This window comes from Halomonas sp. DQ26W (genome assembly GCF_003339685.1).
GTDB lineage: Bacteria > Pseudomonadota > Gammaproteobacteria > Pseudomonadales > Halomonadaceae > Halomonas.
The window spans coordinates 36,565-58,749 of sequence record NZ_QPKI01000013.1 but is presented as its reverse complement, the minus strand read 5'-3'; the positions used below and the strand labels follow the sequence as shown (position 1 = coordinate 58,749).

The 22,185-nt window shown below is 62.2% G+C and carries 21 protein-coding genes and 1 pseudogene; 12 read left to right on the top strand and 10 right to left on the bottom strand.

Going from position 1 to position 22,185, the window contains the following annotated elements:
* Nucleotides 1-24 precede the first annotated feature (24 nt).
* On the top strand, nt 25-891 hold the full coding sequence (locus DU490_RS08835) for an SDR family oxidoreductase (protein ID WP_114573945.1): 867 nt from the start codon (nt 25-27) through the stop codon (nt 889-891).
* 159 nt (nt 892-1,050) lie between these two features.
* Here the strand turns inward: DU490_RS08835 and DU490_RS08830 are convergent, their stop codons facing one another.
* Nucleotides 1,051-1,560 (bottom strand): hypothetical protein, encoded by a 510-nt coding sequence (locus DU490_RS08830; protein WP_114573944.1) that lies wholly within the window; start codon nt 1,558-1,560, stop codon nt 1,051-1,053.
* Nucleotides 1,561-1,970: 410 nt separating this feature from the next.
* Between DU490_RS08830 and DU490_RS08820 the strand changes: the two genes are divergently transcribed.
* The 5 genes from DU490_RS08820 to yejK all read left to right on the top strand — a co-directional run bounded on the left by DU490_RS08820 (nt 1,971) and on the right by yejK (nt 6,363).
* Nucleotides 1,971-2,258, top strand: a complete 288-nt coding sequence (locus DU490_RS08820) for a DUF1330 domain-containing protein (RefSeq protein WP_114573943.1) — start codon at nt 1,971-1,973, stop codon at nt 2,256-2,258.
* A gap of 362 nt (nt 2,259-2,620) precedes the next feature.
* The gene (locus DU490_RS08815; RefSeq protein ID WP_114573942.1) at nt 2,621-2,899 is read left to right on the top strand and encodes a peptidylprolyl isomerase; all 279 of its coding nucleotides are present in this window, start codon (nt 2,621-2,623) and stop codon (nt 2,897-2,899) included.
* A 625-nt stretch (nt 2,900-3,524) separates the two neighbouring features.
* On the top strand, nt 3,525-4,448 hold the full coding sequence (locus DU490_RS08810) for an ABC transporter ATP-binding protein (protein WP_114573941.1): 924 nt from the start codon (nt 3,525-3,527) through the stop codon (nt 4,446-4,448).
* Nucleotides 4,445-5,206, top strand: coding sequence for an ABC transporter permease (locus tag DU490_RS08805; protein WP_114573940.1), 762 nt, complete (start codon nt 4,445-4,447; stop codon nt 5,204-5,206). The genes DU490_RS08810 and DU490_RS08805 overlap by 4 nt, the downstream gene beginning before the upstream one ends.
* A 140-nt stretch (nt 5,207-5,346) precedes the next feature.
* On the top strand, nt 5,347-6,363 hold the full coding sequence (gene yejK / locus DU490_RS08800) for a nucleoid-associated protein YejK (RefSeq protein WP_114573939.1): 1,017 nt from the start codon (nt 5,347-5,349) through the stop codon (nt 6,361-6,363).
* A gap of 1,258 nt (nt 6,364-7,621) precedes the next feature.
* On the opposite strand, the gene DU490_RS17575 is transcribed toward yejK, so the two are convergent.
* Together DU490_RS17575 and DU490_RS17570 are read right to left on the bottom strand one after the other, a co-directional pair.
* A complete protein-coding gene (locus tag DU490_RS17575) occupies nt 7,622-8,020 on the bottom strand; it encodes a BREX system Lon protease-like protein BrxL (protein WP_309485734.1) in 399 nt (132 codons plus the stop codon).
* 65 nt (nt 8,021-8,085) lie between these two features.
* The gene (locus DU490_RS17570) at nt 8,086-8,211 is read right to left on the bottom strand and encodes a hypothetical protein (RefSeq protein WP_309485735.1); all 126 of its coding nucleotides are present in this window, start codon (nt 8,209-8,211) and stop codon (nt 8,086-8,088) included.
* A 353-nt stretch (nt 8,212-8,564) separates the two neighbouring features.
* On the opposite strand from DU490_RS17570, the gene DU490_RS08780 reads away from it, so the two are divergent.
* From DU490_RS08780 to DU490_RS08770, 3 genes are all read left to right on the top strand, one after another.
* The gene (locus DU490_RS08780; protein WP_114573938.1) at nt 8,565-9,446 is read left to right on the top strand and encodes an NAD(P)-dependent oxidoreductase; all 882 of its coding nucleotides are present in this window, start codon (nt 8,565-8,567) and stop codon (nt 9,444-9,446) included.
* 111 nt (nt 9,447-9,557) lie between these two features.
* Entirely contained in the window at nt 9,558-10,412 is an 855-nt protein-coding gene (locus tag DU490_RS08775; protein WP_114573937.1) for a MoxR family ATPase, read from the top strand.
* Nucleotides 10,413-10,415: 3 nt separating this feature from the next.
* The gene (locus tag DU490_RS08770; protein ID WP_114573936.1) at nt 10,416-11,594 is read left to right on the top strand and encodes a VWA domain-containing protein; all 1,179 of its coding nucleotides are present in this window, start codon (nt 10,416-10,418) and stop codon (nt 11,592-11,594) included.
* 133 nt (nt 11,595-11,727) lie between these two features.
* Here DU490_RS08770 and DU490_RS08765 read toward each other — a convergent pair whose 3' ends face one another.
* Complete coding sequence (locus tag DU490_RS08765) at nt 11,728-12,162, bottom strand: hypothetical protein (RefSeq protein WP_114573970.1); 435 nt, start codon at nt 12,160-12,162, stop codon at nt 11,728-11,730.
* A gap of 599 nt (nt 12,163-12,761) precedes the next feature.
* Here DU490_RS08765 and DU490_RS08755 point away from each other — a divergent pair.
* Together DU490_RS08755 and DU490_RS08750 are read left to right on the top strand one after the other, a co-directional pair.
* The gene (locus DU490_RS08755; RefSeq protein ID WP_114573935.1) at nt 12,762-14,483 is read left to right on the top strand and encodes a proline--tRNA ligase; all 1,722 of its coding nucleotides are present in this window, start codon (nt 12,762-12,764) and stop codon (nt 14,481-14,483) included.
* 4 nt (nt 14,484-14,487) lie between these two features.
* The gene (locus tag DU490_RS08750; protein ID WP_404872841.1) at nt 14,488-15,180 is read left to right on the top strand and encodes a lytic transglycosylase domain-containing protein; all 693 of its coding nucleotides are present in this window, start codon (nt 14,488-14,490) and stop codon (nt 15,178-15,180) included.
* Nucleotides 15,181-15,443: 263 nt separating this feature from the next.
* On the opposite strand, the pseudogene DU490_RS08745 reads toward DU490_RS08750, so the two are convergent.
* From DU490_RS08745 to rfaH, 4 genes and pseudogenes are all read right to left on the bottom strand, one after another.
* A pseudogene (locus tag DU490_RS08745) lies at nt 15,444-15,701 on the bottom strand (maturase); the annotation flags it as partial.
* Between the two features lie 258 nt (nt 15,702-15,959).
* Complete coding sequence (gene ccoM, locus DU490_RS17565; protein WP_305038517.1) at nt 15,960-16,076, bottom strand: cytochrome c oxidase subunit CcoM; 117 nt, start codon at nt 16,074-16,076, stop codon at nt 15,960-15,962.
* 145 nt (nt 16,077-16,221) lie between these two features.
* Nucleotides 16,222-16,728, bottom strand: a complete 507-nt coding sequence (locus DU490_RS08740) for a peptidylprolyl isomerase (protein ID WP_114573934.1) — start codon at nt 16,726-16,728, stop codon at nt 16,222-16,224.
* Nucleotides 16,729-16,798: 70 nt separating this feature from the next.
* Complete coding sequence (gene rfaH, locus DU490_RS08735; RefSeq protein ID WP_114573933.1) at nt 16,799-17,338, bottom strand: transcription/translation regulatory transformer protein RfaH; 540 nt, start codon at nt 17,336-17,338, stop codon at nt 16,799-16,801.
* A gap of 164 nt (nt 17,339-17,502) precedes the next feature.
* Here rfaH and DU490_RS08730 point away from each other — a divergent pair, with 164 nt between their 5' ends.
* A complete protein-coding gene (locus DU490_RS08730; protein WP_114573932.1) occupies nt 17,503-18,870 on the top strand; it encodes an AmpG family muropeptide MFS transporter in 1,368 nt (455 codons plus the stop codon).
* An 81-nt stretch (nt 18,871-18,951) separates the two neighbouring features.
* Here DU490_RS08730 and DU490_RS08725 read toward each other — a convergent pair whose 3' ends face one another.
* Both DU490_RS08725 and DU490_RS08720 read right to left on the bottom strand, forming a co-directional pair.
* A complete protein-coding gene (locus DU490_RS08725; RefSeq protein ID WP_114573931.1) occupies nt 18,952-20,769 on the bottom strand; it encodes an SEC-C domain-containing protein in 1,818 nt (605 codons plus the stop codon).
* Between the two features lie 104 nt (nt 20,770-20,873).
* Nucleotides 20,874-22,118, bottom strand: coding sequence for an AarF/ABC1/UbiB kinase family protein (locus DU490_RS08720; RefSeq protein WP_114573930.1), 1,245 nt, complete (start codon nt 22,116-22,118; stop codon nt 20,874-20,876).
* Nucleotides 22,119-22,185: the final 67 nt, after the last annotated feature.

The window sequence follows — 22,185 nt, the reverse complement described above, 5'->3', positions numbered from 1 at the left end:
CTGGTTCGTGCAAGGAAAACGTACATGGCAGACACGATGGCCTCAGCACCGCCGAGCATCCTCATCACCGGCTGTTCCAGCGGCATCGGCCACGCCGCCGCCCAGGCCCTGACCCAGAAAGGTTGGCGGGTCTTCGCCACCGTAAGACGGGATCAAGACGTTACTCGACTGCTTGAAGAGGGTTTCGAGGCGCTGCTGTTGGACCTGGCCTCAAGCAACTCGATTGCAGCAGCTGTCGATGAGGTCCTGCGACGAACCAACGGGCGTCTCGATGCGCTGTTCAACAATGGTGCCTATGGCCAGCCGGGGGCGGTAGAGGATCTTTCACGCTCGGTACTTCGTGAACAGTTGGAAACCAACCTGCTCGGCACCCATGAGCTTACCACCCGCATCATCCCGGTGATGAGGGAGCAGGGCGCCGGACGTATCGTGCAGAACAGCTCGGTACTAGGCTTTACCGCCCTGCCCTATCGCGGCGCCTACGTATGCTCGAAATTCGCCCTCGAAGGCTTGACCGACACCCTACGCCAGGAGCTCTACGGAACCGGCATCCACGTCAGCCTGCTCGAACCAGGCCCCATCGCCAGCCGCTTTCGCGAGAATGCCTACCGCGCCTTTCGTGACAACATCGATGCCGCGACGAGCTATCATGCCGTCACCTACTGCGCCCTGGAGGCTCACCTGGCCGGTGAAGGGCCGTCGGCGCCGTTCACCCTCGAAGCTGATGCGGTGATTCGCAAGTTGATCCATGCCCTGGAGAGCCGACGCCCCCGAGCCCGTTATGGCATCACGGTGCCGACTCACCTGTTCGCAGCTCTGAAACGTATCCTGACGACACGGGCCATGGATCGCGTGCTATTACGGGCGACCCGCCAGGAACGGGAAACGTGAGCCCACCGACATGCCGCCCCCACGCCTGCGGCAGCGAGGTTGGAGGAGCGGCTAGTATCGGCAGCTCAGCCAGTGTCGCCAGCTCTGAAACCGCCATCCAAGCGGCCAGCGGGACAACAGCTTGGTGAGACGGGCAAGGCGATGATTATCAGAAAGCGCTTAATACTCGATTCGGGCGGCGGTAACATCGAACGCCACGTCGATATCGATGCCCTCTTCCAGGTTCGGCTCCTCGCCCAGGGCATCCTGCAAAGCCAGTGTGCCCTTCACGCTGCCAGCTACCCGCGCGACACTACCCTCTACCGAGAAGGTGTCCAGGGTCAGCCGAACGTCGGCTCCTTCCGAAGTATAGACTGGCGGCATGACCGAGGTGCCGATCAGGTTGAGTACGTCGTAATGGATCACTTCACCGCCCTCGAGCGCCATGCTGATGGAGAGTGAGTCCCGGCTCCTCCTCCCATCCGGGTCGATGAAACCAACGATGTCGATACGGAAATCACCCCCGCCGATATCGGTGAAGGTGGCGCTGAAATCCTCTTGCTGACTCTGGACGAACCATTCACGCTCCGTACCATCTAGCTCACCTTCCAGGCGCTCCGCCATGGCCGGTACCGACCAGAGCCCGGCGGCCAGAATGGTACTCAGTGTGATCGCCCCCCATTGCCCCATGCTCCCTCCTTGCCGGTGTCCGGCTGCCCCGCTTTGCACAGCGGGCTTCGGGCGTACACGCCATTGTGTGTGTCTTTCCTCAGGGTAACCGGAAAAGCCTTCGCCATGCGCTTTGTTGTCCAACAGCGATCAGGTCAGCAGATACGGCAGTAGCCATTGAGGGAGTTGTGGCCCTTGCAACTAGCCTGGTTGCCGCGCCACTTCCTGTCCGCCACGGAATACGTTCAGGGTGGGAATGCTGCGGATGCCAAAACGTCCTGCCAGCGCCTGCTGGCGCTTCGGTATCAAGTCTGACACAGAGTGCGCGCCCATCAAGCTTTGGTGAGCCATGCGAATACCATCATCCGGTACGGGTGATAAGGTTGACGAGTTAGCCAGCATGGCGAAATCAGTCCAGAGGGAGTCGAGAAATGAGCAGAGCCTATGTCGTGGGCAGCATCACCATCAAGGATGCCGAAAAGTGGGCACAGTATGTCGCCGGGGTGCCAGCCACCATCACGCCCTGGGGCGGCGAACTTATGCTGCGTGGCAGACAGGCCGCCGTGCTGGCGGGCCAGCTGCAGCATGATAACCTTGTCGTACTCTCTTTCCCCGACCTGGAATCGATCCACGGCTGGTACGCCTCCCCCGCCTATCAGGTGCTGATCCCACTGCGCGATGCCGCCGCTATTGTCGACCTGACCGCCTACCAGGCCTAGTCGTGTCCTACGCTTGCGGTCTTTTTCGGACAGCAGATCGACAACCGCGGTCTCACTGCAATGGAGGTGGAACGCATCCAATATGACCCGCTGGCGCCGGTCACCTCGGACGCCAGGATTTCGGCCACCGTGAATTACCGCGGAGCCGATGCCATGCTGAACATACGGGTCATCGGCTACCCGATTTTTTTCGGACGAGATACGGGGCGAACTCGACGGGCTTCAGGCACTTCGGCTGAGGTTCGGAATCGGGGAGTGAAGCCGCTGGAAAAACCGCTACACCGTTAGCGCCTGCTGGCTTGTCGACATGGTAGGATTGACCCTCCTTTCATCGGCAACATGCCAATTTTGGAGAGAGCGACATGGCCAGAGCAACCGCGCGTCATATACTGGTAAGCAGCGAAGATAAGTGTGAGGCTCTCAAGGCCGAGATCGAAGCTGGCCGCGATTTTGCCGAGGTGGCGAAAGAGAACTCCTCTTGCCCCTCCGGCGCCCAGGGCGGCGATCTAGGTAGCTTTGGGCCAGGCCAGATGGTTCGTGAGTTCGACGAAGTCGTCTTCTCCGGCGAACTGAACAAGGTTCACGGCCCGGTGAAGACCCAGTTCGGCTACCATCTGCTGGAAATCACCAGCCGCAGCTGAACCCGCACTGGGACAGGGAGAAGCCGCACGTGCCCGTCACGGCGGCTTTTCTCGTCACTCACCCTGTGCCGAGTGGTATCTGGCGTTCCAGCACCGCGCAACACAGCGATTCGCTCGCGCAGGATTTGTGCAGTTTCCCTAGGAGCCTGTCGGATTTGACCGATCGTCACGAGAGATTTGGATTTCGAGACAAGTTTATCGATCTGATGAGGCGAATAGCCCGCTATTTAACGAATCAGATCGAATGAAATTGGCCGCAAGACCGGTTCTCGCAGTAGATCAGCGTTAAGTCCGACAGGCTCCTAGGCTTCGTCTGATAAGTCGGCAAGTGAAAGCCAGGGCTAGGCCCGCTCTCTACGGGCCAATGCCCTTCCCACATCCTTGTGGGTCGCAAGGCAGCTCCGCTGCTCGAAGAGCGAGCGACAGGGCTGTCGCGAATACAAAGACGGAGTGTAAATCAGTATTTTGAGCTGATTTTTAACGCAGTATGGGCAAGCGCAGACAGTTTTCGGTCAAAGCCTAACGGAAACAGGGACGACCCATGACATTAACGTTCACTCACCCGCCCACAGCCACACCGGAAGATTCCGCGGCCCATGAACGAACTGACCCCGGCTGTTCCCCGATGATCCAGGTGGAGCAGCTCGACAAGGTCTTCGAGGGCGGTTTCCAGGCGTTGAAGAACGTCAGCCTGGAGATCCAGCGCGGCGAGATCTTCGCCTTGCTCGGTCCCAATGGCGCAGGCAAGACCACCTTGATCAGCGTGATCTGCGGGCTTGCGCGGGCCAGCAGCGGCCGTGTCAAGGTCGATGGCCATGACACCGTGGCCGACTACCGCCAGGCACGAGCCATGATCGGCCTGGTGCCGCAGGAGCTGACCAACGAGGCTTTCACCACGGTATGGGATACGGTGAGTTTTAGTCGCGGCCTGTTCGGCAAGCCCAAGAACCCTGCACACATCGAAAACGTTCTTCGCGCCCTGACCCTGTGGGAAAAACGCAACAACCGCCTGCTGACACTCTCCGGCGGCATGAAGCGCCGGGTGCTGATCGCCAAGGCACTGGCCCATGAGCCCAAGGTGCTGTTTCTCGACGAGCCAACCGCCGGTGTCGACGTGGAGCTGCGCCGTGAGATGTGGGAGGTGGTACGCCAGTTGCGCGACCAGGGGGTGACCATCATCCTGACCACCCACTATATCGAGGAAGCCGAGGAGATGGCCGACCGCATCGGGGTGATCCTGCGCGGGGAGCTGGTGTTGGTGAAAGAGAAAGCGGCGCTGATGCGCCAGTTGGGCCGCAAGGAGCTGACACTACACCTGGACCATGCACTGGAGCAGGTTCCCGCGGCCCTGGCCGGCCACGACCTGGCACTAACGGAAGAGGGCCATGCACTGGTCTACACCTATGACGTGACACGGCAGGAGCAAGGTACTGGTATCGCCGGCCTGCTCGCCGACCTGGAGGCGACCGGTATTCGGGTGAAGGATCTCCATACCCGGCAGAGTTCCCTCGAGGAAATCTTCGTCAACCTGGTCAGGGAGAAAACATGAACCTGCAGTCCGTCAAGACCATCTACCTGGCCGAGATGGCACGAAGCTTGCGCACCGTGCTGCAGAGCATCGTCTCGCCGGTGGTGTCCACCTCGCTCTACTTCGTGGTCTTTGGTGCCGCCATTGGTTCGCGCATCAGTGAAGTGGATGGCGTGAGTTACGGCGCCTTCATCGTGCCCGGGCTGATCATGCTGATGCTGTTGACCCAGAGCGTCTCGACCGCCTCGTTCGGCATCTTCTTTCCACGTTTCTCGGGCTCGATCTACGAAATCCTCTCTGCCCCCATCTCCTATCTGGAGATCGTGCTGGGCTTCGTCGGTGCGGCGGCCACCAAGTCGATGATACTGGGCCTGATCGTCCTCGGTACTGCGCGCCTGTTCGTCCCCTTCACGATTCAGTACCCGCTGGTCATGCTACTGTTCCTGGTACTCACCGCCCTCACCTTCAGCCTGCTCGGATTCATCATAGGCATTTGGGCCGATGGCTTCGAGAAGCTTCAGCTCGTGCCGCTGCTGGTCGTCACGCCGCTGACCTTCCTCGGTGGTACCTTTTACTCCATCGACATGCTGCCCCCCTTCTGGCAGACCGTAACGCTGCTCAACCCGGTGGTCTACCTGGTCAGCGGCTTTCGCTGGAGTTTCTATGGCACTGGTGATGTCAGCATCTGGGCCAGCGTATTCATGATCATGGCCTTCCTGGGCGTCTCACTGGCCGTGGTCAACTGGATATTCAAGACCGGCTATCGACTCAAGCCCTGATCCGCCTCGCCAACCGCCGCCACCAGCGCCGAGCGGCTTCGCAAAAAGTGTCCGGACTGTCCCTGCAGAACCAGTCGCCGGGTTGAACTCAGCCCCGTGGCGGGTATCATCGCTTACCGCCCTTTCTGCCCGGACACGCCATGCCGATACTGCACAGCATCATCCACCGCATCGCCAAGGCATCCGGCGATCAGCCGGTCACTTTACAGCTGGCGCCTGCCGAACCTGCGACATCGGACTTCCTGGAAGATCTTCTGCCCGGCTTCAACGATGCCTACCATGCCAAGCCCAAGGCCTGGGGGCATTTCGTGGCCCATCAAGATGCTGTGGAAACGCAGGACCTGCAATTCCCACGAGAATTGGCGAATTACCTGGATGGCCATAGCGACTTCACTGCCTTCACCCGTGGCGTGGCACAGCGCATCGCCGAACTGCTCGATGCACATCTTTCGATCTCCGGACACCTGCTGTTCGTCGATTATCAGCATGGCGACACCCGCTACCTGAGCCTGGCCCTGCTTCATCACCGCGAGGGCTACGCTATCGATAACGGCCACAGCGTGGTACCGGCAGCACAGCTCAATCTGGCCCAGATGAGCCTGGCGGCGCGAATCAACCTCAGCCAGTGGCGCAGCGACGCCCCCTCGCGGCAGTATCTCTCGTGGACACGGGACCGCGGTGGCAAGAAGCTGGCCGAAGGCTTTGCAAAACTGCTCGGTGTCACGGAGGGCCTCGACACCACCGGCGAGACACGCACCCTGCTCAAGGCGTTCAGCGACTATGTGGAGCAGGAGGACTTAGCCGAAGAGCAGAGCCGGCAGAAGACCGGCGTGCTTCTCGACTACGCCAACGAGCAGGTGCGTAGCGGCGAGCCCATGACCCTGGAAGTGCTCTCGGAACTGCTCGATGAGCAGCAGCCAAAAGCCTTCTTCGACCATATCCGCAACGCCGACTACGGACTATCGCCCGAGATCCCCCCCGACAAGCGCACCCTAAGCCAGTTTCGCCGCTTCACCGGCCGTTCCAACGGCGTCTCGATCAGCTTCGACTCGCATTTGCTCGGTTCCAGCATCGAATATGACGAAACCCAGGACCGGTTGATCATCAAGAAAGTCCCCAACGGGCTACGGGAACAGCTCAAGGAGCGGCAGGGATGAACTGACTCGACGCTTCCTCTGCCATCAACCACTCCCTGAAAATCTGCGGCAAGCTGCGCCTGATCGCCTTAGGAATCGCTGGCCTTCAGGTCGGGGAGCTCGACGAGATGCGAGAGGCCGCTCGCGACGCCAATGCCCTCACCTTTGTGGAGGATTTGCCCCTAGCCTTCGACATCGAACTCGGGCCCGGCGGCGTGCAGCTCTCCGGCGGCCAGCGACAGCGCCCGGGGACGACTGGTGGCCGCCGGACGACGCACCGAATTGCTCGAGCAGAGCCCGCACTACCGCCACCTGGCAGAACTGCAGTTTGGCCGGCAGCGGTTGAAAGCTTGAGGGAGCCATGATCGACCAAGGTCTCATTACCTTGCCGCATGCTGGCATGGAATGTGTCAGTTCGATGACAATAAATATTCAATGCGAAAAAATGTTCAATGAAAAAAAAGGTTCTTCACACTTTGGCGTGAACCTGCTCTGCACAGACTGCATTGTGGAAGGACGCCTCGGCGATAGCGACGCAGGCGCTCCTTGTTGGAGCGCTCGGTTCGGCGCCCCGACTCTGCAGCGCGACTGGCGCCGAGAGGCGCCTTGGAGGAGGCCGCCGCCACGGCGAGAACCGTAACGTTTCCAACGCCGCCGGGAGGCCTGCGGCCTCCAGTCGTGAGCTGAAGCTTCCTCCTACAGCGGTGCGGTTCGCGTTGGTGGAGAGAATCATTGTTGGAGCGCTGCTCCGCATCGCGACTGGCGCCGAGAGGCGCCGAGAGGCGCCGAGAGGCGCCGAGAGGCGCCTTGGAGGAGGCCGCCGCCACGGCGATAACCGTAACGTTTCCAACACCGCCGGGAGGCCTGCGGCCTCCAGTCGTGAGCTGAAGCTTCCTCCTACAGCGGTGCGGTTCGCGTTGGTGGAGAGAATCATTGTTGGAGCGCTGCTCCGCATCGCGACTGGCGCCGTCAGGCGCCTTGGCGGAGGCCACGGCGTTGGCGATGGTCGCTGGCACTGGCAACCCCGCCGGGAGGCCTGCGGCCTCTTCACGCCAGTCTGCGTAGAACCATAAAAAAGCCCCCGAAGGGGCCAAGTGGAGCACGCCAGCTCACTCTGTATATCGCCTTCCCGGTGGCGACGTTGAAATCGGTTACGGCTATCAACCCGCACTGCCTAGCCACCTGTTACTATACAAAATAAATGCCAATCTGTTGTTATTTGTTGTTATATCAACATGATATAATATGGAGACAGTAACCTATCACGCCGCATGTTTCCTTATAGCAACCCTGCTGCACCAACTGGGCACACACTCACTTTCTCCTGCTCCATCATTGCACAGCACTTTTCCTTTACCCGACGACGCACCTGCAGGGCGTACTCCAGGCACTGACGCACGTCCTCCTTTGCGTGCTCGCCGTGCGGGTAGAGTAGCTTGAGCAGTCCGGACACGGTCTTGCGTACAGCGATGACGTCACGCTGGTTGAGGTTGTCGCCCAGGCAGAAGTACTTGTCGATGGCATCGGCGAAGCTGCGCTTGCGGATCTCGAGGAAGAACTCGGCCAGGTAGTCGACGATGAAGCCGTAGCGCTGGGTGAAGAACGACGGCCGCATCTTGGGGATCTCCCAGCCCGGGATGTAGGCGTGGAAGCGATCGAAGAAGGCGGCGTCGATCATGGCGTCGGGGAACGGGGCCAGCGGGTGCCACTACACCTCGGCGTCGAGCTCGCGGACCAGCGACTTCACCTTCTCGGCTTCGTCGGGGCGCACATAGTTGTCGGCAGTATCGTCTTGACGTTCTTCAGGCCCTCATCGATCACATCTTGGTCGTCGGTGGCGCAGTACATGCCGTGCAGGTATTTCAGCACGTAGACCGGCACGTTGGCGCCTTCCTTGACCCGCTGGGTCAGGTCCTAGCGCACCACCCGGCCGGCGAAGTGGGTGTTGAGCAGGAAATCAAGATCTCGTTCATCTTCAAGAGAGCTACCAGGAGTTGCACTTAGACTATGCCACTACACAGGCCACTCCTAGACGCTCTCTCGCTGTCAGGAGAAGATATAACTCCTATGGCTCATTTGATCATCCGGAACCCTACAACTAGGAAAGGTAGGCTATGCAGGCTTATGCTGAAAATTATGCAGACTATATGTGAATCTATGCAGACTTATGCTGCAAACGACAGGGGCAAAGCCTCCCTGCCCCGCTCACTGGAGAGAACGACATGACGCAGCTCCGCCTAGGCTTCATCGGTATTGGCCTGATGGGCGACCCCATGACCCGCCGCCTGCTGGACGCGGGTTTTGCCGTCACGGTATGGAACCGCACCCAGGGGAAGGCCGATGCCCTGCGCGATGCCGGCGCCAGGGTAGCAGACTCCATCGGCGAGCTGGTGGAAGGCGTTGACGTGGTGATGCTGTGCCTGGCAAACACCGCCGTGGTAGAGGAAGTGGTATTCGGCGAAGGTGGCGTGGCGGCCCATGGTCATGCCTCCCAGCGACTGGTAGATCTCTCCAGTAGCGACCCGGCCGCGACGCAAGACTATGCCAAGCGGCTTGACGATAGGTGCGGCATACGCTGGATTGATGCGCCTGTCTCCGGCGGGGTGGCGGGCGCCAAGGCGGGCAGCCTGGCGATCATGTGCGGCGGCTCGGAAGAAGACGTCGAAGCCGTGCGTTCCCTGCTCGCCCCGCTCTCGGCGCAGGTCACTCACATGGGACCGGTGGGCGCAGGCCAGGTCACCAAGGTATGCAACCAGATGATCGTCGGCTGTCAAGCTGCGGTGATTGCCGAAATGGTGGCACTGGCCGAATCCAGCGGCGTGGACGCCAATCGTCTGTCACAAGCACTGGCCGGCGGCTTCGCCGATTCCAGGCCGTTCCAGATTCTCACCCCGCGCATGGCGGCCAGCAATTTCGATAATCCGGCCTGGCACCTGCGCACCCTGCTCAAGGATCTGGACATGGCCGTGGCCCAGAGCCAGCGTGCCGGCAGCGCCACGCCCATGAGCGGCCTCGCCGCACAATTGATGCGCATCCACGCAAGCCACGGTCATGCCGAACACGACCCGGCAACGCTGGTAGAGGCCTATCGCCACAAGTCGTGATACGTCTGCCTCTTCTTCACTCGGCATTTGTCCCCCACCCCACCCTTCCGTACACTTGTTTGATTGCTTCCATCGACGACTTCCCAGATAAACCAGCCGAGGCACGACCCCATGGCGTTTGATTCTACTTCCACCTATGTGGCCACCGATGCCCTCAAGCAGGCGGTGAACGCCGCCGTGACCCTTCAGCGTCCGCTGCTGATCAAGGGCGAGCCGGGCACCGGCAAGACCCTGCTGGCCGAGGAGCTGGCGGCATCACTGGGTACACGGCTGATCACCTGGCACATCAAGTCCAGCACCAAGGCGGCCCAAGGCCTGTATGAGTACGACGCGGTAAGCCGTCTGCGCGATTCGCAGCTCGGCGTCGAGGGCGTGGAGAACGTCGCCAACTACATCAAGCCCGGCAAGCTGTGGGAGGCCTTCACCGCCGACGAACGGGTAGTCTTGCTGATCGACGAGATCGACAAGGCCGATATTGAATTCCCCAACGACCTGCTCCAGGAGTTGGATCGCATGGAATTCCATGTCTATGAGACCGGAGAGACCATCGCCGCCCACCACCGACCGATCATCGTCATCACCTCTAACAACGAGAAGGAGCTGCCCGACGCTTTCCTGCGCCGCTGCTTTTTCCACTACATCGAGTTTCCCGACCGCGAGACCATGCAGCAGATCGTCAACGTGCACTTCCCCGATGTCGCGCCGAAGCTGGTGGGCGAGGCCCTGGAGGTGTTCTTCGACCTGCGCCAGGCCCCGGGGCTGAAGAAGAAACCCTCCACCTCGGAGCTGGTCGACTGGTTGAAGTTGCTGATGGCCGATGATCTGGCCCTCGAGGCACTCTACAACCGCGACCCGGTGAAGGCGATCCCACCGCTGGCCGGCGCGCTGATCAAGAATGAGCAGGACACCCAACTGCTGGAGCGGCTGGCGTTCATGCTGCGCCGCCAAGGCAACCAGAGGCGCTGACGCATGTTTATCGGCCTGTTCGAGAGCCTGAAGCGTGCCGGCGTGCCGGTATCGATGCGCGAACTGCTCGACCTGCATGCAGTGGTCGAGCACGGCGTTGTATTCGCCGACATGGAGGCCTTCTACCAGGTGGCGCGTACCGTGATGGTCAAGGACGAGCGACACTTCGATCGCTTCGATCGTGCCTTTGCCGCCTGGTTCGACGGCCTGGAGAACCTCGACGCCGCCATTGAAGCGCTGATTCCAGAGGACTGGCTGCGTCGCGAATTCGAGAAGCAGCTGAGCGAGCAAGAAAAGGCCCAGATCGAGTCGCTGGGCGGGTTGGAAAAGCTGATCGAGACCTTCAAGAAGCGCCTCGATGAGCAGAAGGGGCGCCACGCCGGGGGCAACAAGTGGATCGGCACCGGCGGCACCAGTCCCTTCGGGGCCTACGGCTACAACCCCGAGGGCATTCGCATCGGCCAGGAGGGCTCACGCCATCGCCGGGCGATCAAGGTGTGGGATGAACGCCGCTTTCGCGACTACGACGACTCCCTCGAGCTGGGTACGCGCAATATCAAGATGGCGCTGCGCCGGCTGCGCAAGTTCGCCCGCCAGGGGGCTGCGGAAGAGTTCGATGTCGATGCCACCATTCGCGAGACCGCTCGCGATGCCGGCCTGCTCAATGTGCGCATGCGCCCGGAGCGCCACAATGCGGTAAAGGTGCTGCTGTTCCTCGACGTAGGTGGCTCCATGGACGATCACATCCGTGTCTGCGAAGAGCTGTTCTCCGCCGCCCGTTCAGAGTTCAAGCACCTGGAGCACTACTACTTCCACAACTGCTTGTATGAAGGTATTTGGCGCAACAACCATCGCCGCACCAGCGAGCGTATCCCCACCATGGACGTGCTGCACACCTACGGTAGTGACTATCAGGTGGTGATCGTCGGTGATGCTGCCATGTCGCCCTACGAAGTGACCCACCCGGGCGGCAGCGTCGAACACTTCAACGACGAGGCCGGCGGTGTATGGCTCCAACGCCTGGCCGCCAAGTTTCCGCGCCTGGCCTGGCTCAACCCCATGCCGATCCGGGCCTGGGAGTACACCCACTCCACGCAGTTGATCCGCCAGCTTATCGATGACCGCATGCACCCGATGACGCTAGAGGGGCTGGAAAATGCCATGCGCGAGTTGGCTCGCTGAGCTGTAATAGCCCAAAAGTTCAATAATGCATTCCTATAGCCATTAAGGGCTATTAAATTGCAAAATAACCTTTTCCGGCTGTCACGTAAGTGACGCTTTCATGCTTGACGCTGATTAGACACAAGACGGTCCGTTACATGGTCGCCAGGCGCTCGCTGTCATCGATACCCGCCATGCGTACCAGTGCCAGGGCCTCATCGAGAGAGTCGACTTCCTCGACAATGAGAAGCACGTCGTCGAGACTGATCGTTTTGCCACTTTTTTCGGAAAGCAGCTCTTCCAGTGCGGCGACATCCATGTTCGCATCGAGCGGCATCGTATCCACACCGGTGGTCTGGGTCCCGGGCAGATAAATGGTGCCGTTGGAGAAATCCACGGCGTAGGCAATCACCCCAGGCAAGATAAAGAACAACAGGCCCACGCCATTGGCCACGGCCACCACGGGGTCGATGCGCCCGTCCATCTGGCCCTTGCGTTCGGGGTGAAAAAGTGTGCCGCAGCCTGCCAGCGCCGCGATGGTGATACCGACAACCAGACCGTTCAGGGTATGACGAAGCCTGGGCTTCATGGCTGGGCTCATGGCAGGATCTCCGGATAGGGATGTCATCGATACCGTGGCATTGCCGGACGGGGCACCGAGAGGCAGAATCGGAGCGAGTCTACCATAGCCGTTCTTCATACAAGCGTTTAGCATTTTCACGGAGACACCCATGGCCGAGATCGCCACCACCTTCCACTGGAAGGACGTCGGCGAGCCCGAGGAGACCGACAAGCCGATGGTGTTCTGGCTGAAGTCGCTCAGATAACGGCGAGCATGGCGACATGCGAACGACGGGCGCCGGGAGCAGGCCGAAGAGGAGGTCATTTGCCAGGGGTGAGGAGCACTGCTCCGAACGGGCTGGCCATGGATGGCCAGCCCCGGTCCTGCAAGCGAAGCAGGATGCGAGAGCGAAGCAGGGCAAATGTAGCGCCCAGGGATGGGTTCACAGCGCCTCCTCGTAGGCCTGTCGACGGATCAGCCCCGAGTGACCAAGCATGGCAAGATGGCTTCCATAAAGATCATGCGCTTTTGCCGCCATTCCCCGTTGCCCGTACAATGCCCCGAACGCCGCTCGTCGCGGCACGCCGACTCATGCCAAGACCATGCTGGAAGGAAACGCCGGACCCATGCGCGCCACCCAACTGTTGATCGCCACCCTGAAGGAAACACCCGCCGACGCCGAAGTGATCAGCCACCAGCTGATGCTGCGTGCCGGCATGATCCGCCGTCTCACTTCCGGCCTGTATACCTGGCTGCCGGTCGGGCTGCGCACGCTGCGCAAGGTGGAGCGTATCGTGCGTGAGGAGATGGACCGCGCCGGTGCCCAGGAGGTGCTGATGCCTGCGGTGCAGCCCGCCGAGCTGTGGCAGGAGTCCGGCCGCTGGGAACAGTACGGCCCCGAGCTGCTGCGCCTGAAGGACCGCCATGAGCGCGACTACTGCGTCGGCCCCACCCATGAAGAGGTGATCACCGATCTGATGCGCCGCGAGCTGGCGAGCTACAAGCAGTTGCCGGCCAACTTCTACCAGATCCAGACCAAGTTTCGCGACGAGATCCGCCCGCGTTTCGGGGTGATGCGCTCTCGTGAGTTCATCATGAAGGATGCCTACTCCTTCCATATCGACCAGGCCTCCCTGAAGGAGACCTACCAGGCGATGTACGATGCCTATGTGCGCATCTTCACCCGCCTGGGTCTGGACTTCCGCCCGGTTCTGGCCGACACCGGCGCCATCGGCGGCACCGATTCCCACGAGTTCCATGTACTGGCCGATTCCGGCGAGGATGCCATCGTCTTCTCCAACGAGTCCGACTACGCCGCCAATATCGAGAAGGCCGAAGCCCTGCCGGCGCCGCTGGGCTCCAATCCCGAGCGCGCCGCGCCGAGTGAAGCGCTGCGACTGGTCGACACGCCCAACGCCAAGACCATCGCCGCCCTGGTGGAGCAGCACGGCCTGCCCATCGAGAAGACCATCAAGACGCTGATGGTGCGTGCCGCGGAGGGCGGGCTGATTGCCCTGCTGGTGCGTGGCGACCACGAGCTCAACGAGATCAAGGCGGTCAACCTGCCCGAGGTGGCCGAGCCGCTGACCATGGCCACGGAAGAAGAGATCCGCACCGCGGTGGGTGCCGGCCCGGGCTCGCTGGGCCCGGTGAAGCTCGACATGCCGATCATCATCGACCGCAGCGTGGCACTGATGAGTGACTTCGGCGCCGGCGCCAACGTCGATGGCAAGCACTACTTCGGCATCAACTGGGAGCGTGATGCGCCCCTGCCCCACGTGGCCGACCTGCGCAACGTGGTCGAGGGCGACCCTTCGCCGGATGGCCGCGGCACGCTCGCCATCAAGCGCGGCATCGAAGTGGGCCACGTCTTCCAGCTGGGCAAGAAGTACTCCGAAGCCATGAACGCCACGGTGCTCGACGACTCTGGCCGCGCCGCCCACCCCTGGATGGGCTGCTACGGCATCGGCGTGACCCGCGTAGTGGCCGCCGCCATCGAACAGAATCACGACGAGAACGGCATCATCTGGCCCGACGCCATCGCCCCCTTCCACATCACCCTGGTGCCGATGAACGCCCACAAGTCGCAGCGGGTTCGCGAGGAGTCCGAGCGTCTCTATGCCGAACTCACCGCCGCCGGCTTCGACGTGCTGCTGGACGATCGCGACCTTCGCCCGGGCGTGAAATTCGCCGACCAGGAGCTGACCGGCATCCCCCACCGCCTGGTGGTGGGCGACCGGGGCCTGGACAACGGCGAGCTGGAGTACAAGGGGCGGCGCGACAGCGAAGCGACCATGGTACCGGCGGACCGGATCCTCGCTTTCTTGCGCAATCGGATCGAAGGCTAGGCCGATGCCACCGCTCGCCACCTGGCTGATGGCCGGGTTGATCGGCCTGCCTTTGCCGAACGGCGACGTTCTTGCGAATGACGGGCTGGACGCCGAGGAAGCAGGCTTTCTCGGCGCTCTGTCGACAAACACGTTTTCGGCGAACGATCTGCCGGAGAGCACCCGGATGACAGAGCCCCGCGTTCAGGTGCTGCCGAGCCCCCCCCCTTCGCTGCGGGCAACCCTCGGCGCGGTCACTACGGCACAACTGCCGGCCGAGTCGGTTTGGGCGGCGCGCCAATGGATGAACGAGATGGAGCCACGCTTGGCCCGCTACATCTCTGACGCAGGGCAGCGGAGGGAGATGCTGGGGCGCATCTATCACGAGTCCCGCCTGGCGGGCCTATCGCCGGAAATCTTACTCGCGGTGATCCAGGTGGAGAGCGCCTTTCGTGCCGATGCCGTCTCATCGGCAGGTGCCGTGGGTCTGATGCAAATCATGCCCTTCTGGATTCGCGAACTCGGCCGACCGGCAGATGAGCTCAAGGACCCCTGGCTCAATCTGCGCTACGGCAGCACCATCCTCGCCCATTACCTTGCCGTGGAGCGCGGCGACCTGACCAGGGCCCTGGCCCGCTATAATGGCAGTCTTGGCAAGACCTGGTATCCAGAACGGGTGATGACCGCCTGGCGCGATCACTGGTGGATTGCTCGTTGATCATTACTACAAGCTGGCCGGGACTGGCCACGACAACGGTGGTCGACAGCAGCATACCGAGTATCAATCCTGCCGCCAGAGAGATGAAGGGGATGACATGGGCTGCTTCCGTCCTGCGGTGTTGAACACTGGTTTCTTTTTATTACGCCATTCTGCCAGCGTTTATCACAGTCGGGTAGGGGCCGGGGTTGCCCCCGGCGCCCTCCCACATCACCGGGCATACGGTTCCGTACCACGGCGGTTCACGAAGAACGACTAAGTCCTCATAGCGTATTTAGTACCGAGACCAGCCCACGCTGAGCGAACCAGCGGTTAGGCAGTGCGTGGCGCATATGCAAGGCGCCTGCATTCCACCAGGGGCCCCGTCCGTTTCCCGCTGACTTCCAAGCATGCTGGGCGTCCAGACCCAACGCCATGAGCTTGCAACGCCGGGTTCGTGGGCGTTTCCACTGCCGCCAGATCAAATCGCGAAACCGGCGACGTACCCATTGATCCAGGGCTTCCAGTGGGCGCTTCACGTCGACGAGGCTGAATTAGCTGACCCAGCCCCGCAGGACGGGAGCCAGCTCTCTGGTGACATACACCTACCTGTCGTCGGCGTAGCGGCAGAAGCGGTGGCCACGGCGTTGGCGATGGTCGCTGGCACTGGCAACCCCGCCGGGAGGCCTGAGGCCTCTTCACGCCAGTCTGCGTAGAACCAAAAAAATGCCGACCCTAACGGGCCGGCTACCGGGGGGATAAAATCCCCCCTCCCCTGACGACTTGCTGTGCAGCTTGACTCAGTGCTTCTTCTTGCGACGATGGTCGCGAATCACGAAGCCGACCCAACCTGCCATGAATGCGATCATCATTGCGACGGTGACCAGCCCGAAAATTACTGCGTCATCCCAGTACATGGTGTTGTCTCCCCGTCTCCGATGCGTTGAATGCACTGTAGCGCGACGCCGCCGGGAGAAAACTGACCTGTATCAATTTTGTAATCACCCGGCCTCCGACGTGATCCCGAATTTGATGCAAGTCAGATTTTATGACCTTTAGGACTCAGGGAACTTTGCGATCCTCGACCTGGGAGGCGGCGACATCCGCAGACAGGGGATGCCCCTTGACCAGTTCGGCGCGATTCGCCTCGCGTACCGAGAGAACCTCAAGCCGGTAATGCAGGGTGCGTCCGGCCAACGGATGGTTGGTATCGATTCTCACCGTCTCGCCATGAACGTCCAGAATGGTCACGATCTGGGGTCCGTCATCACCCGGCGTCTGAAACCGCATGCCTGGGGTCAGGTCGGCCATGGGAAAGGCGGCACGGCTCACCTCCTGCACCAGCGCCTCATTACGCAACCCATAGGCGTCGCCGGGCGCCAGGGTCACTGTCAGCTCAGCGCCCTCCTGCCGCCCTTCCAGGGCGCGCTCCAACCCGGCCATGATGTTGTCATGACCATGCAGGTACTCGAGCGGTGCCGAGCGGGCACGGGAGTCATCGAGTACGGCGCCCTGCTCGTCATTCAGCACATAGTGCAGCGTCACGACCCGTTGCGGGGCGATTGTCATGGCTTTCTCCTTCAGGTATCAGATTAGGCTCTCCGGGCTTGTCGATCGGCTACCCGCAGGCTCTGCACATTCAGCCCTGGGGGCGCAACTGGGCCACGGGCAATACCAGCCGTTGCTGACGGTTCAGCAGGTTGAGCAGTACGATGGCACGCTCTTCACCCTTGTGGCTGGCGAAGACCGCTTGCAGATCCTTGAAGGGGCCTTCGGTGATCTCGACGGTCTCCCCGGCACGAAAATAGACATTGGCGGTGGTGTTCTGGTCCTCGACTCCCTTCTCGCGAAGCGTCTCGATCAAGGCATCGTCCACCGGCAGCGGCTTGTCACCGAAGGTGACGATCCTCAGCACCCCTCGGGTGGAACGAATCGGGCGCCAGTTGCTGGCAACGCGATCCAGGCGAATGAAGATGTAGTGAGGAAACAGCGGTTCGTTCAACCATACCAGCTTGCCGCCACGCTTCTTCTGCACCTCCAGCACCGGGTGAAAAAGGTCGTAGTCCTGGTTGCCCAGATGTTCGGCAGCACGAAAAGACTCCCCCCCCTTGCACTGGATGACGTACCAGCGCGGCAGGTCATCGTCGACATCGACCGGTGGGCGTTCGGAATCGCTCATGAAGGGCTCCTGATCGGGATATCCTGCTGGTATCGCTGCCGGGGCTCTGCAACAATCGGACGGCCGTTGCATACCGCTCGCCCCGCCGAGCGGCGGCCATTCTATCATTATTGACCGTCATCGGGCGGCCCCAAAGCCACCGAGCCACAAGGAGCGGCATACCGATGTCCACCCCTATCGCCCGCCGCAGCTGGCGTTCCGCCCTGGCCATCTATCTTCGCGCACCCGTCATCACCATGCTGTTTCTGGGCTTCTCCGCAGGGCTGCCCTTCCTGCTGGTGTTCTCGACCCTTTCCGCCTGGTTGCGCAGTGATGGAGTGGAGGTCGCAGCCATCGGTTTCTTTTCCTGGATCGGGATCCTGTACTCCATCAAGTTCTTCTGGGCACCCATTGTCGACCGCCTGGCGCTGCCCGTGCTGACTCGCAGGTTCGGCCAACGCCGCGGCTGGATGCTGCTGGCTCAGGCCATGATAGCCGCTGGCCTCATCGGGCTGTCCAGCCTCGATCCCAATCAGAACCTGATGCTGGTGGCCGCGTTTGCCCTGCTGGTCGCCTTCGGCTCGGCCACTCAGGACATCGCCATCGATGCCTTCCGCATCGAGTCCGCCCCGGACGATATCCAGGCAGCCATGGCGTCGACCTACATCATCGGCTATCGCGGCGGCCTGTTGGCCGCCGGTGCCGGCGCTCTCTACGTGGCGTCATGGATCTCCTGGGAAGCCGCCTACCTGACCATGGCCGCCCTGGTGGGGATCGGCGTGATCACGGTGCTGGTGCGCCCCGAGCCGGAACGGCTGTCACTGACGACGCAGTTGATTCATGAACCCCGGGTACGCGCATTCATTCGCGCCAGCCGTGGCCAGCCCCGCCATCTGCGCCGCCTGGGTGCCTGGTTGATCGGTGCGGTAGTGTGTCCCTTCACCGACTTTATCTCCCGCCACCGGCTCAAGGCACTCTGGCTGCTGGTGTTCGTTGCGGTATTTCGAATCAGCGACCTGGCCATGGCCTCCATGGCCAACCCTCTCTACATCGACCTGGGATTCTCGCTGGCCACCATTGCCAATGTGACCAACGTCTTCGGTATCGCCATGAGCATCAGCGGCGGCATCCTGGGCGGGCTGCTGGTGGCACGCTATGGCATTGGGCCGATACTGGTACTTGGCGCGGCCGCCGCGACACTGACCAATCTACTGTTTGCCGCTCTGGCGCTGGCCGGCCAGAGCCTGCCGATGCTGGTCATGGCCATCGTCGGCGACAACCTGGCCAATGGCCTTGCCAGTGCGGTATTCATCGCCTTCCTGTCGAGCCTGACATCCAGGGCCTATACGGCGACCCAGTACGCACTGTTCTCGTCGCTGATGACCCTGCCGGGCAAGTTCCTGAGCGGTTTTGGCGGCCTGGTCGTGGCCGCGGAGGGTTATGCCACCTTCTTCGTGATCGCCACGGCACTGGGACTGCCGGCTATCGTCTTGGCGATCTGGATCAGCCGCGATCAGGAGCTGGTGCCGCGCCCCTCCGTACCGGCCGCCTGAGGCCCAAGGGTTGCATGGCACGCTCCGGACACTGGTCCCAGCCACACTACATGCATGGCCTGCCTGAGCAGGCAGTTCAGATCAACGGGAGAGATGGGCCTGTAACCAGGACAGGGCGCCTGGGGTGGTGCGCCACTGGTCGCGCATCAGGGTGCGGTACTGCCAGGCCTCGGCACGGGTACCCGGTTCGGCCACGCCATCCTGTGCGGTGGGTACGGGGCGGGGATTCTCGGCGCAGAGCATGGCCAGAGCATGGGTATTGTGACTGGCCACCTCCTGCAGCACATCTTCAGCCGCTACCTCCTGCGAGAGGCGATAGAGGGCCAGCGCTCGGCCCATAAGCATGCCTAGCACCGGCGCCTCTTCGCGCCGCATCTCGGTCATCTCCAGCGCTTCCCGGTCGCGCCCTTCGCGCAGGAGCTGATCAAGGACCAGCTCCTGCAGCCCCAGGCTGTCCTGGTCGTCCAGCGTCAGCAGACGCTCAGCCAGTCGGCGCGAGCGCTCCCGGGCGCCGCGCTCCATGCCAACCACCAGTGCCAGGCCGGTCCGCAGCAGCACCGCATTGTCGGCACTGTCCCACAGGAAGGGGCCGTCACCCTCGCCACGAATGCGTTCGAGCCAGCGTTCCAGCCGGTCGGCTAGTGGCTCGAACAGGCTCGGCGACATCCATGGCAGGCTGCCGAAGCGACTGGTCAGTGCCAGCGCCAGGGACTGAACGACACGGGGTGAGTCGAGCCATTCGGGGTTAGCGCAGAGCTGGTGCAACCAGGTACCGGCTTCGCCCCAGGGGTCGCCCTCGAAACCCAGCGCGCTCTCCTCATCTACGGCCACTTCGAAATGCACCTGCCAGGCGGCGAAGAGCGTGTCTTCCCGGGCGCTGCTGTGGTATTCCAGCTCGCCTTCGTCGCTGTGACGGATATCCAGCCCCGGTGCCGGCGACAATTCAGCCAACAGCGCCTGCAACGCCGCCAGGGGTTCCGCCAGGTCCTCCTCGGCGTTGAGCAACTGATCGGCCAGGGTGGCGCCGGGATTTTCGGCCAGGTCGGCCAGGAATTGAAGCTGGTCGGGTTCCAGGTCGCCCTGACGCTCCAGGCGGCGGAACCAGAAGCGTGCACGCTCCGCGGCCTCCTGCTCATGCCCTTCGTGAAGCAGCAGCATGGCTTCGATATAGGCCAGGGTGGGCGAGTCGGGAAGCGCTTGCTGGGCGCGCACGAATGCCTCTCGTGCGCTGTCCAGGTCGTCGCTGTCCAGGTGCATCAGGCAGAGACGTTCCAGTGCCACACCACGAAGGAAAAGCGGGCCTCGATCGAGCACCTCGTCGAGCAGGTCGGCGCGCTTGCGATTGAAGCCACGCTCCTGATAGAGGTCGATCAGCAGTTCGAAGGCCGGCTCGGCCTGTACCGGCAGCCGCGACCAGTCCCCGCGATGAAACAGCGACTCAAGGATCTGCTGGGCACGTCCACGCTGACCAGTCTCAGCGGCGATCAGGCCGGCCTCCAGCAGGGCCTGGGCAGGCGCACGCCCGCTATCCAAGGCGGCCTTGAGAGTCGCCCCCTTCCAGTCGCGCAGCGACAGCATCCACATCAGATGATCCGGAACCTCGGCAGGCATCGCCACCGCCCCGCAGCAGTGCTTGGTCTTGCGACCGGAATCGCACCAGCAGGGCTCATTGCGCCCCGGTCGCGCCAAGGGCTCACAGGCAAAGTCGGCACGTTCGAGCGGGGTCTGACACCACAGCTCGGGAGCCAATGCCTGGGCCATGGGCAGGTCACCGCCCATCAGGACGGCACCCTCTTCACGTGCCCAGGCCATAAAGGCCGGATACTGCTCGTCCTCACGAATCGCCGTCAGCGCCCCCGAGGCAAAGCCCAGAAGCTGTTCCACCCATACTGCCAGCATCGCAGTCTCCGCCAATCCCGAAAGCCGCATATTCTAACAGGGAAGCGCCGTTGCATGTGGTTTGCTAATGCATGTCCTCGACACCGGGGTACTGGCCATTTCCCTCAGCCCTTCGCCCACTCGCACAGCGGCTGGATGCGGGCATGCATGTCGAGCCTGGCCCCGAGGCGCACCAGGTTCCAGTAGTGGCCATTGAGGGTGCGTGACAGCAGCAGAATGTCGGCCGGCGGCTGCAGGCGGTCCATGGCGGCCCATACCTTGGGGCTGAGCTCGCGCAGCCGGCGATGCATCCGCACGTCGGCAAAGTCCTGCACGCCCGGCTGAAACAGCGGGGCCACCGCCTCGGCGGCCTCTCGGTACAGCGCCAGCGGCGCTCCCTGCCCCTGGCGTCCACCGAGTTGTCGCAGGGCGTCGTCCATGGCCATGGGGTCATTCACCAGCGCGGCATCGAGCAGTGCCATCATCGCCTTCAGGTGAGCATCCGCCACCGGTATCACCGCCCCAAGGTCATAGATCACCAACCGCCCCTGGTCGTCGGCGGCAAAGTTGCCGGCATGGGGATCAGCATGCAGCTCACCGTGGGTGAACAGCTCTTCGGTGAGCCAATCGGCCAGCGTCGTGGCGATGCGCTGGCGCGTGGCGTCGTCTCCGGCCTCCAGCTCACGCAGGGGCGTGCCGGTCACATGGCGCATGGCCAACACCCGGGGACCGGACAGGTTGGGCAACGGTTCAGGAATCACCAGGCCGTCGAGATGCGCATAGCGCTGCCGGTAGCGCGCCAGAGCACGAGCCTCGGCCTGGTAGTCCAGCTCACTGCGCAGGCTGGCGGCGAGTTCCTCGAACAGCGCATCGAGCCGAGCCTGGGGCACCTTGAGCCAGCGTCCAAGACGCATGATTCGCCGCACCTGTGCAAGATCGCCCTCGAGGATCTCGGGCAGCCCAGGGTACTGGACCTTGAGCACCAGCGACTCACCGTCGTGGGTGACTGCCCGGTGCACCTGCCCCATGGAGGCGCTGGCGAAGGGGCGCGGCTCGATCTCGCGGAAGTGGGCGTCCAACTCACCGTACTGCTCGACCAGAGTACGCCGTATACCCTCCCACGGCATGGGCTCGGCCTGACGCTGAAGGCGCGCCAGTTCGTCGACGAGATCCGGCGGCAGCAGGTCGTCCCACTGCGCCATGATTTGAGCCAGCTTCATCGCTGGCCCCTTCAGCTCGGAGAGCCCCTCGAACAGCGCTTCACCCAGCGCACGCCAGTCGGCCTGGCCGCCGAGGCGCGTGCGAATCACGGCGCCACCTGTGCGGGCACCAAGTCCCAGCAGGCGCCGCGTTCTTCCACGTTCACGCATATTGCCGCTCCCCCTTCAGGTAACCGTGAAACAGCCAATCAATGATACAGGAATTGTACAACGAGAA

Excerpts from the sequence above, each read along its gene's own strand:
- DU490_RS08820 (WP_114573943.1), top strand. The coding sequence starts at position 1,971 with ATGAGCAGAGCCTATGTCGTGGGCAGCATCACCATCAAGGATGCCGAA.
- DU490_RS08755 (WP_114573935.1), top strand. The coding sequence starts at position 12,762 with ATGCGCGCCACCCAACTGTTGATCGCCACCCTGAAGGAAACACCCGCC.
- rfaH (WP_114573933.1), bottom strand. The coding sequence starts at position 17,338 with ATGAGCGATTCCGAACGCCCACCGGTCGATGTCGACGATGACCTGCCG.
- DU490_RS08750 (WP_404872841.1), top strand. The coding sequence starts at position 14,488 with ATGCCACCGCTCGCCACCTGGCTGATGGCCGGGTTGATCGGCCTGCCT.
- DU490_RS08830 (WP_114573944.1), bottom strand. The coding sequence starts at position 1,560 with ATGGGGCAATGGGGGGCGATCACACTGAGTACCATTCTGGCCGCCGGG.
- DU490_RS08740 (WP_114573934.1), bottom strand. The coding sequence starts at position 16,728 with ATGACAATCGCCCCGCAACGGGTCGTGACGCTGCACTATGTGCTGAAT.
- DU490_RS08805 (WP_114573940.1), top strand. The coding sequence starts at position 4,445 with ATGAACCTGCAGTCCGTCAAGACCATCTACCTGGCCGAGATGGCACGA.
- DU490_RS08720 (WP_114573930.1), bottom strand. The coding sequence starts at position 22,118 with ATGCGTGAACGTGGAAGAACGCGGCGCCTGCTGGGACTTGGTGCCCGC.
- ccoM (WP_305038517.1), bottom strand. The coding sequence starts at position 16,076 with ATGTACTGGGATGACGCAGTAATTTTCGGGCTGGTCACCGTCGCAATG.
- DU490_RS08815 (WP_114573942.1), top strand. The coding sequence starts at position 2,621 with ATGGCCAGAGCAACCGCGCGTCATATACTGGTAAGCAGCGAAGATAAG.
- DU490_RS08810 (WP_114573941.1), top strand. The coding sequence starts at position 3,525 with ATGATCCAGGTGGAGCAGCTCGACAAGGTCTTCGAGGGCGGTTTCCAG.
- DU490_RS17575 (WP_309485734.1), bottom strand. The coding sequence starts at position 8,020 with ATGATCGACGCCGCCTTCTTCGATCGCTTCCACGCCTACATCCCGGGC.
- DU490_RS08775 (WP_114573937.1), top strand. The coding sequence starts at position 9,558 with ATGGCGTTTGATTCTACTTCCACCTATGTGGCCACCGATGCCCTCAAG.
- DU490_RS08780 (WP_114573938.1), top strand. The coding sequence starts at position 8,565 with ATGACGCAGCTCCGCCTAGGCTTCATCGGTATTGGCCTGATGGGCGAC.
- DU490_RS08765 (WP_114573970.1), bottom strand. The coding sequence starts at position 12,162 with ATGAAGCCCAGGCTTCGTCATACCCTGAACGGTCTGGTTGTCGGTATC.
- yejK (WP_114573939.1), top strand. The coding sequence starts at position 5,347 with ATGCCGATACTGCACAGCATCATCCACCGCATCGCCAAGGCATCCGGC.
- DU490_RS08835 (WP_114573945.1), top strand. The coding sequence starts at position 25 with ATGGCAGACACGATGGCCTCAGCACCGCCGAGCATCCTCATCACCGGC.
- DU490_RS08770 (WP_114573936.1), top strand. The coding sequence starts at position 10,416 with ATGTTTATCGGCCTGTTCGAGAGCCTGAAGCGTGCCGGCGTGCCGGTA.
- DU490_RS08730 (WP_114573932.1), top strand. The coding sequence starts at position 17,503 with ATGTCCACCCCTATCGCCCGCCGCAGCTGGCGTTCCGCCCTGGCCATC.
- DU490_RS08725 (WP_114573931.1), bottom strand. The coding sequence starts at position 20,769 with ATGCTGGCAGTATGGGTGGAACAGCTTCTGGGCTTTGCCTCGGGGGCG.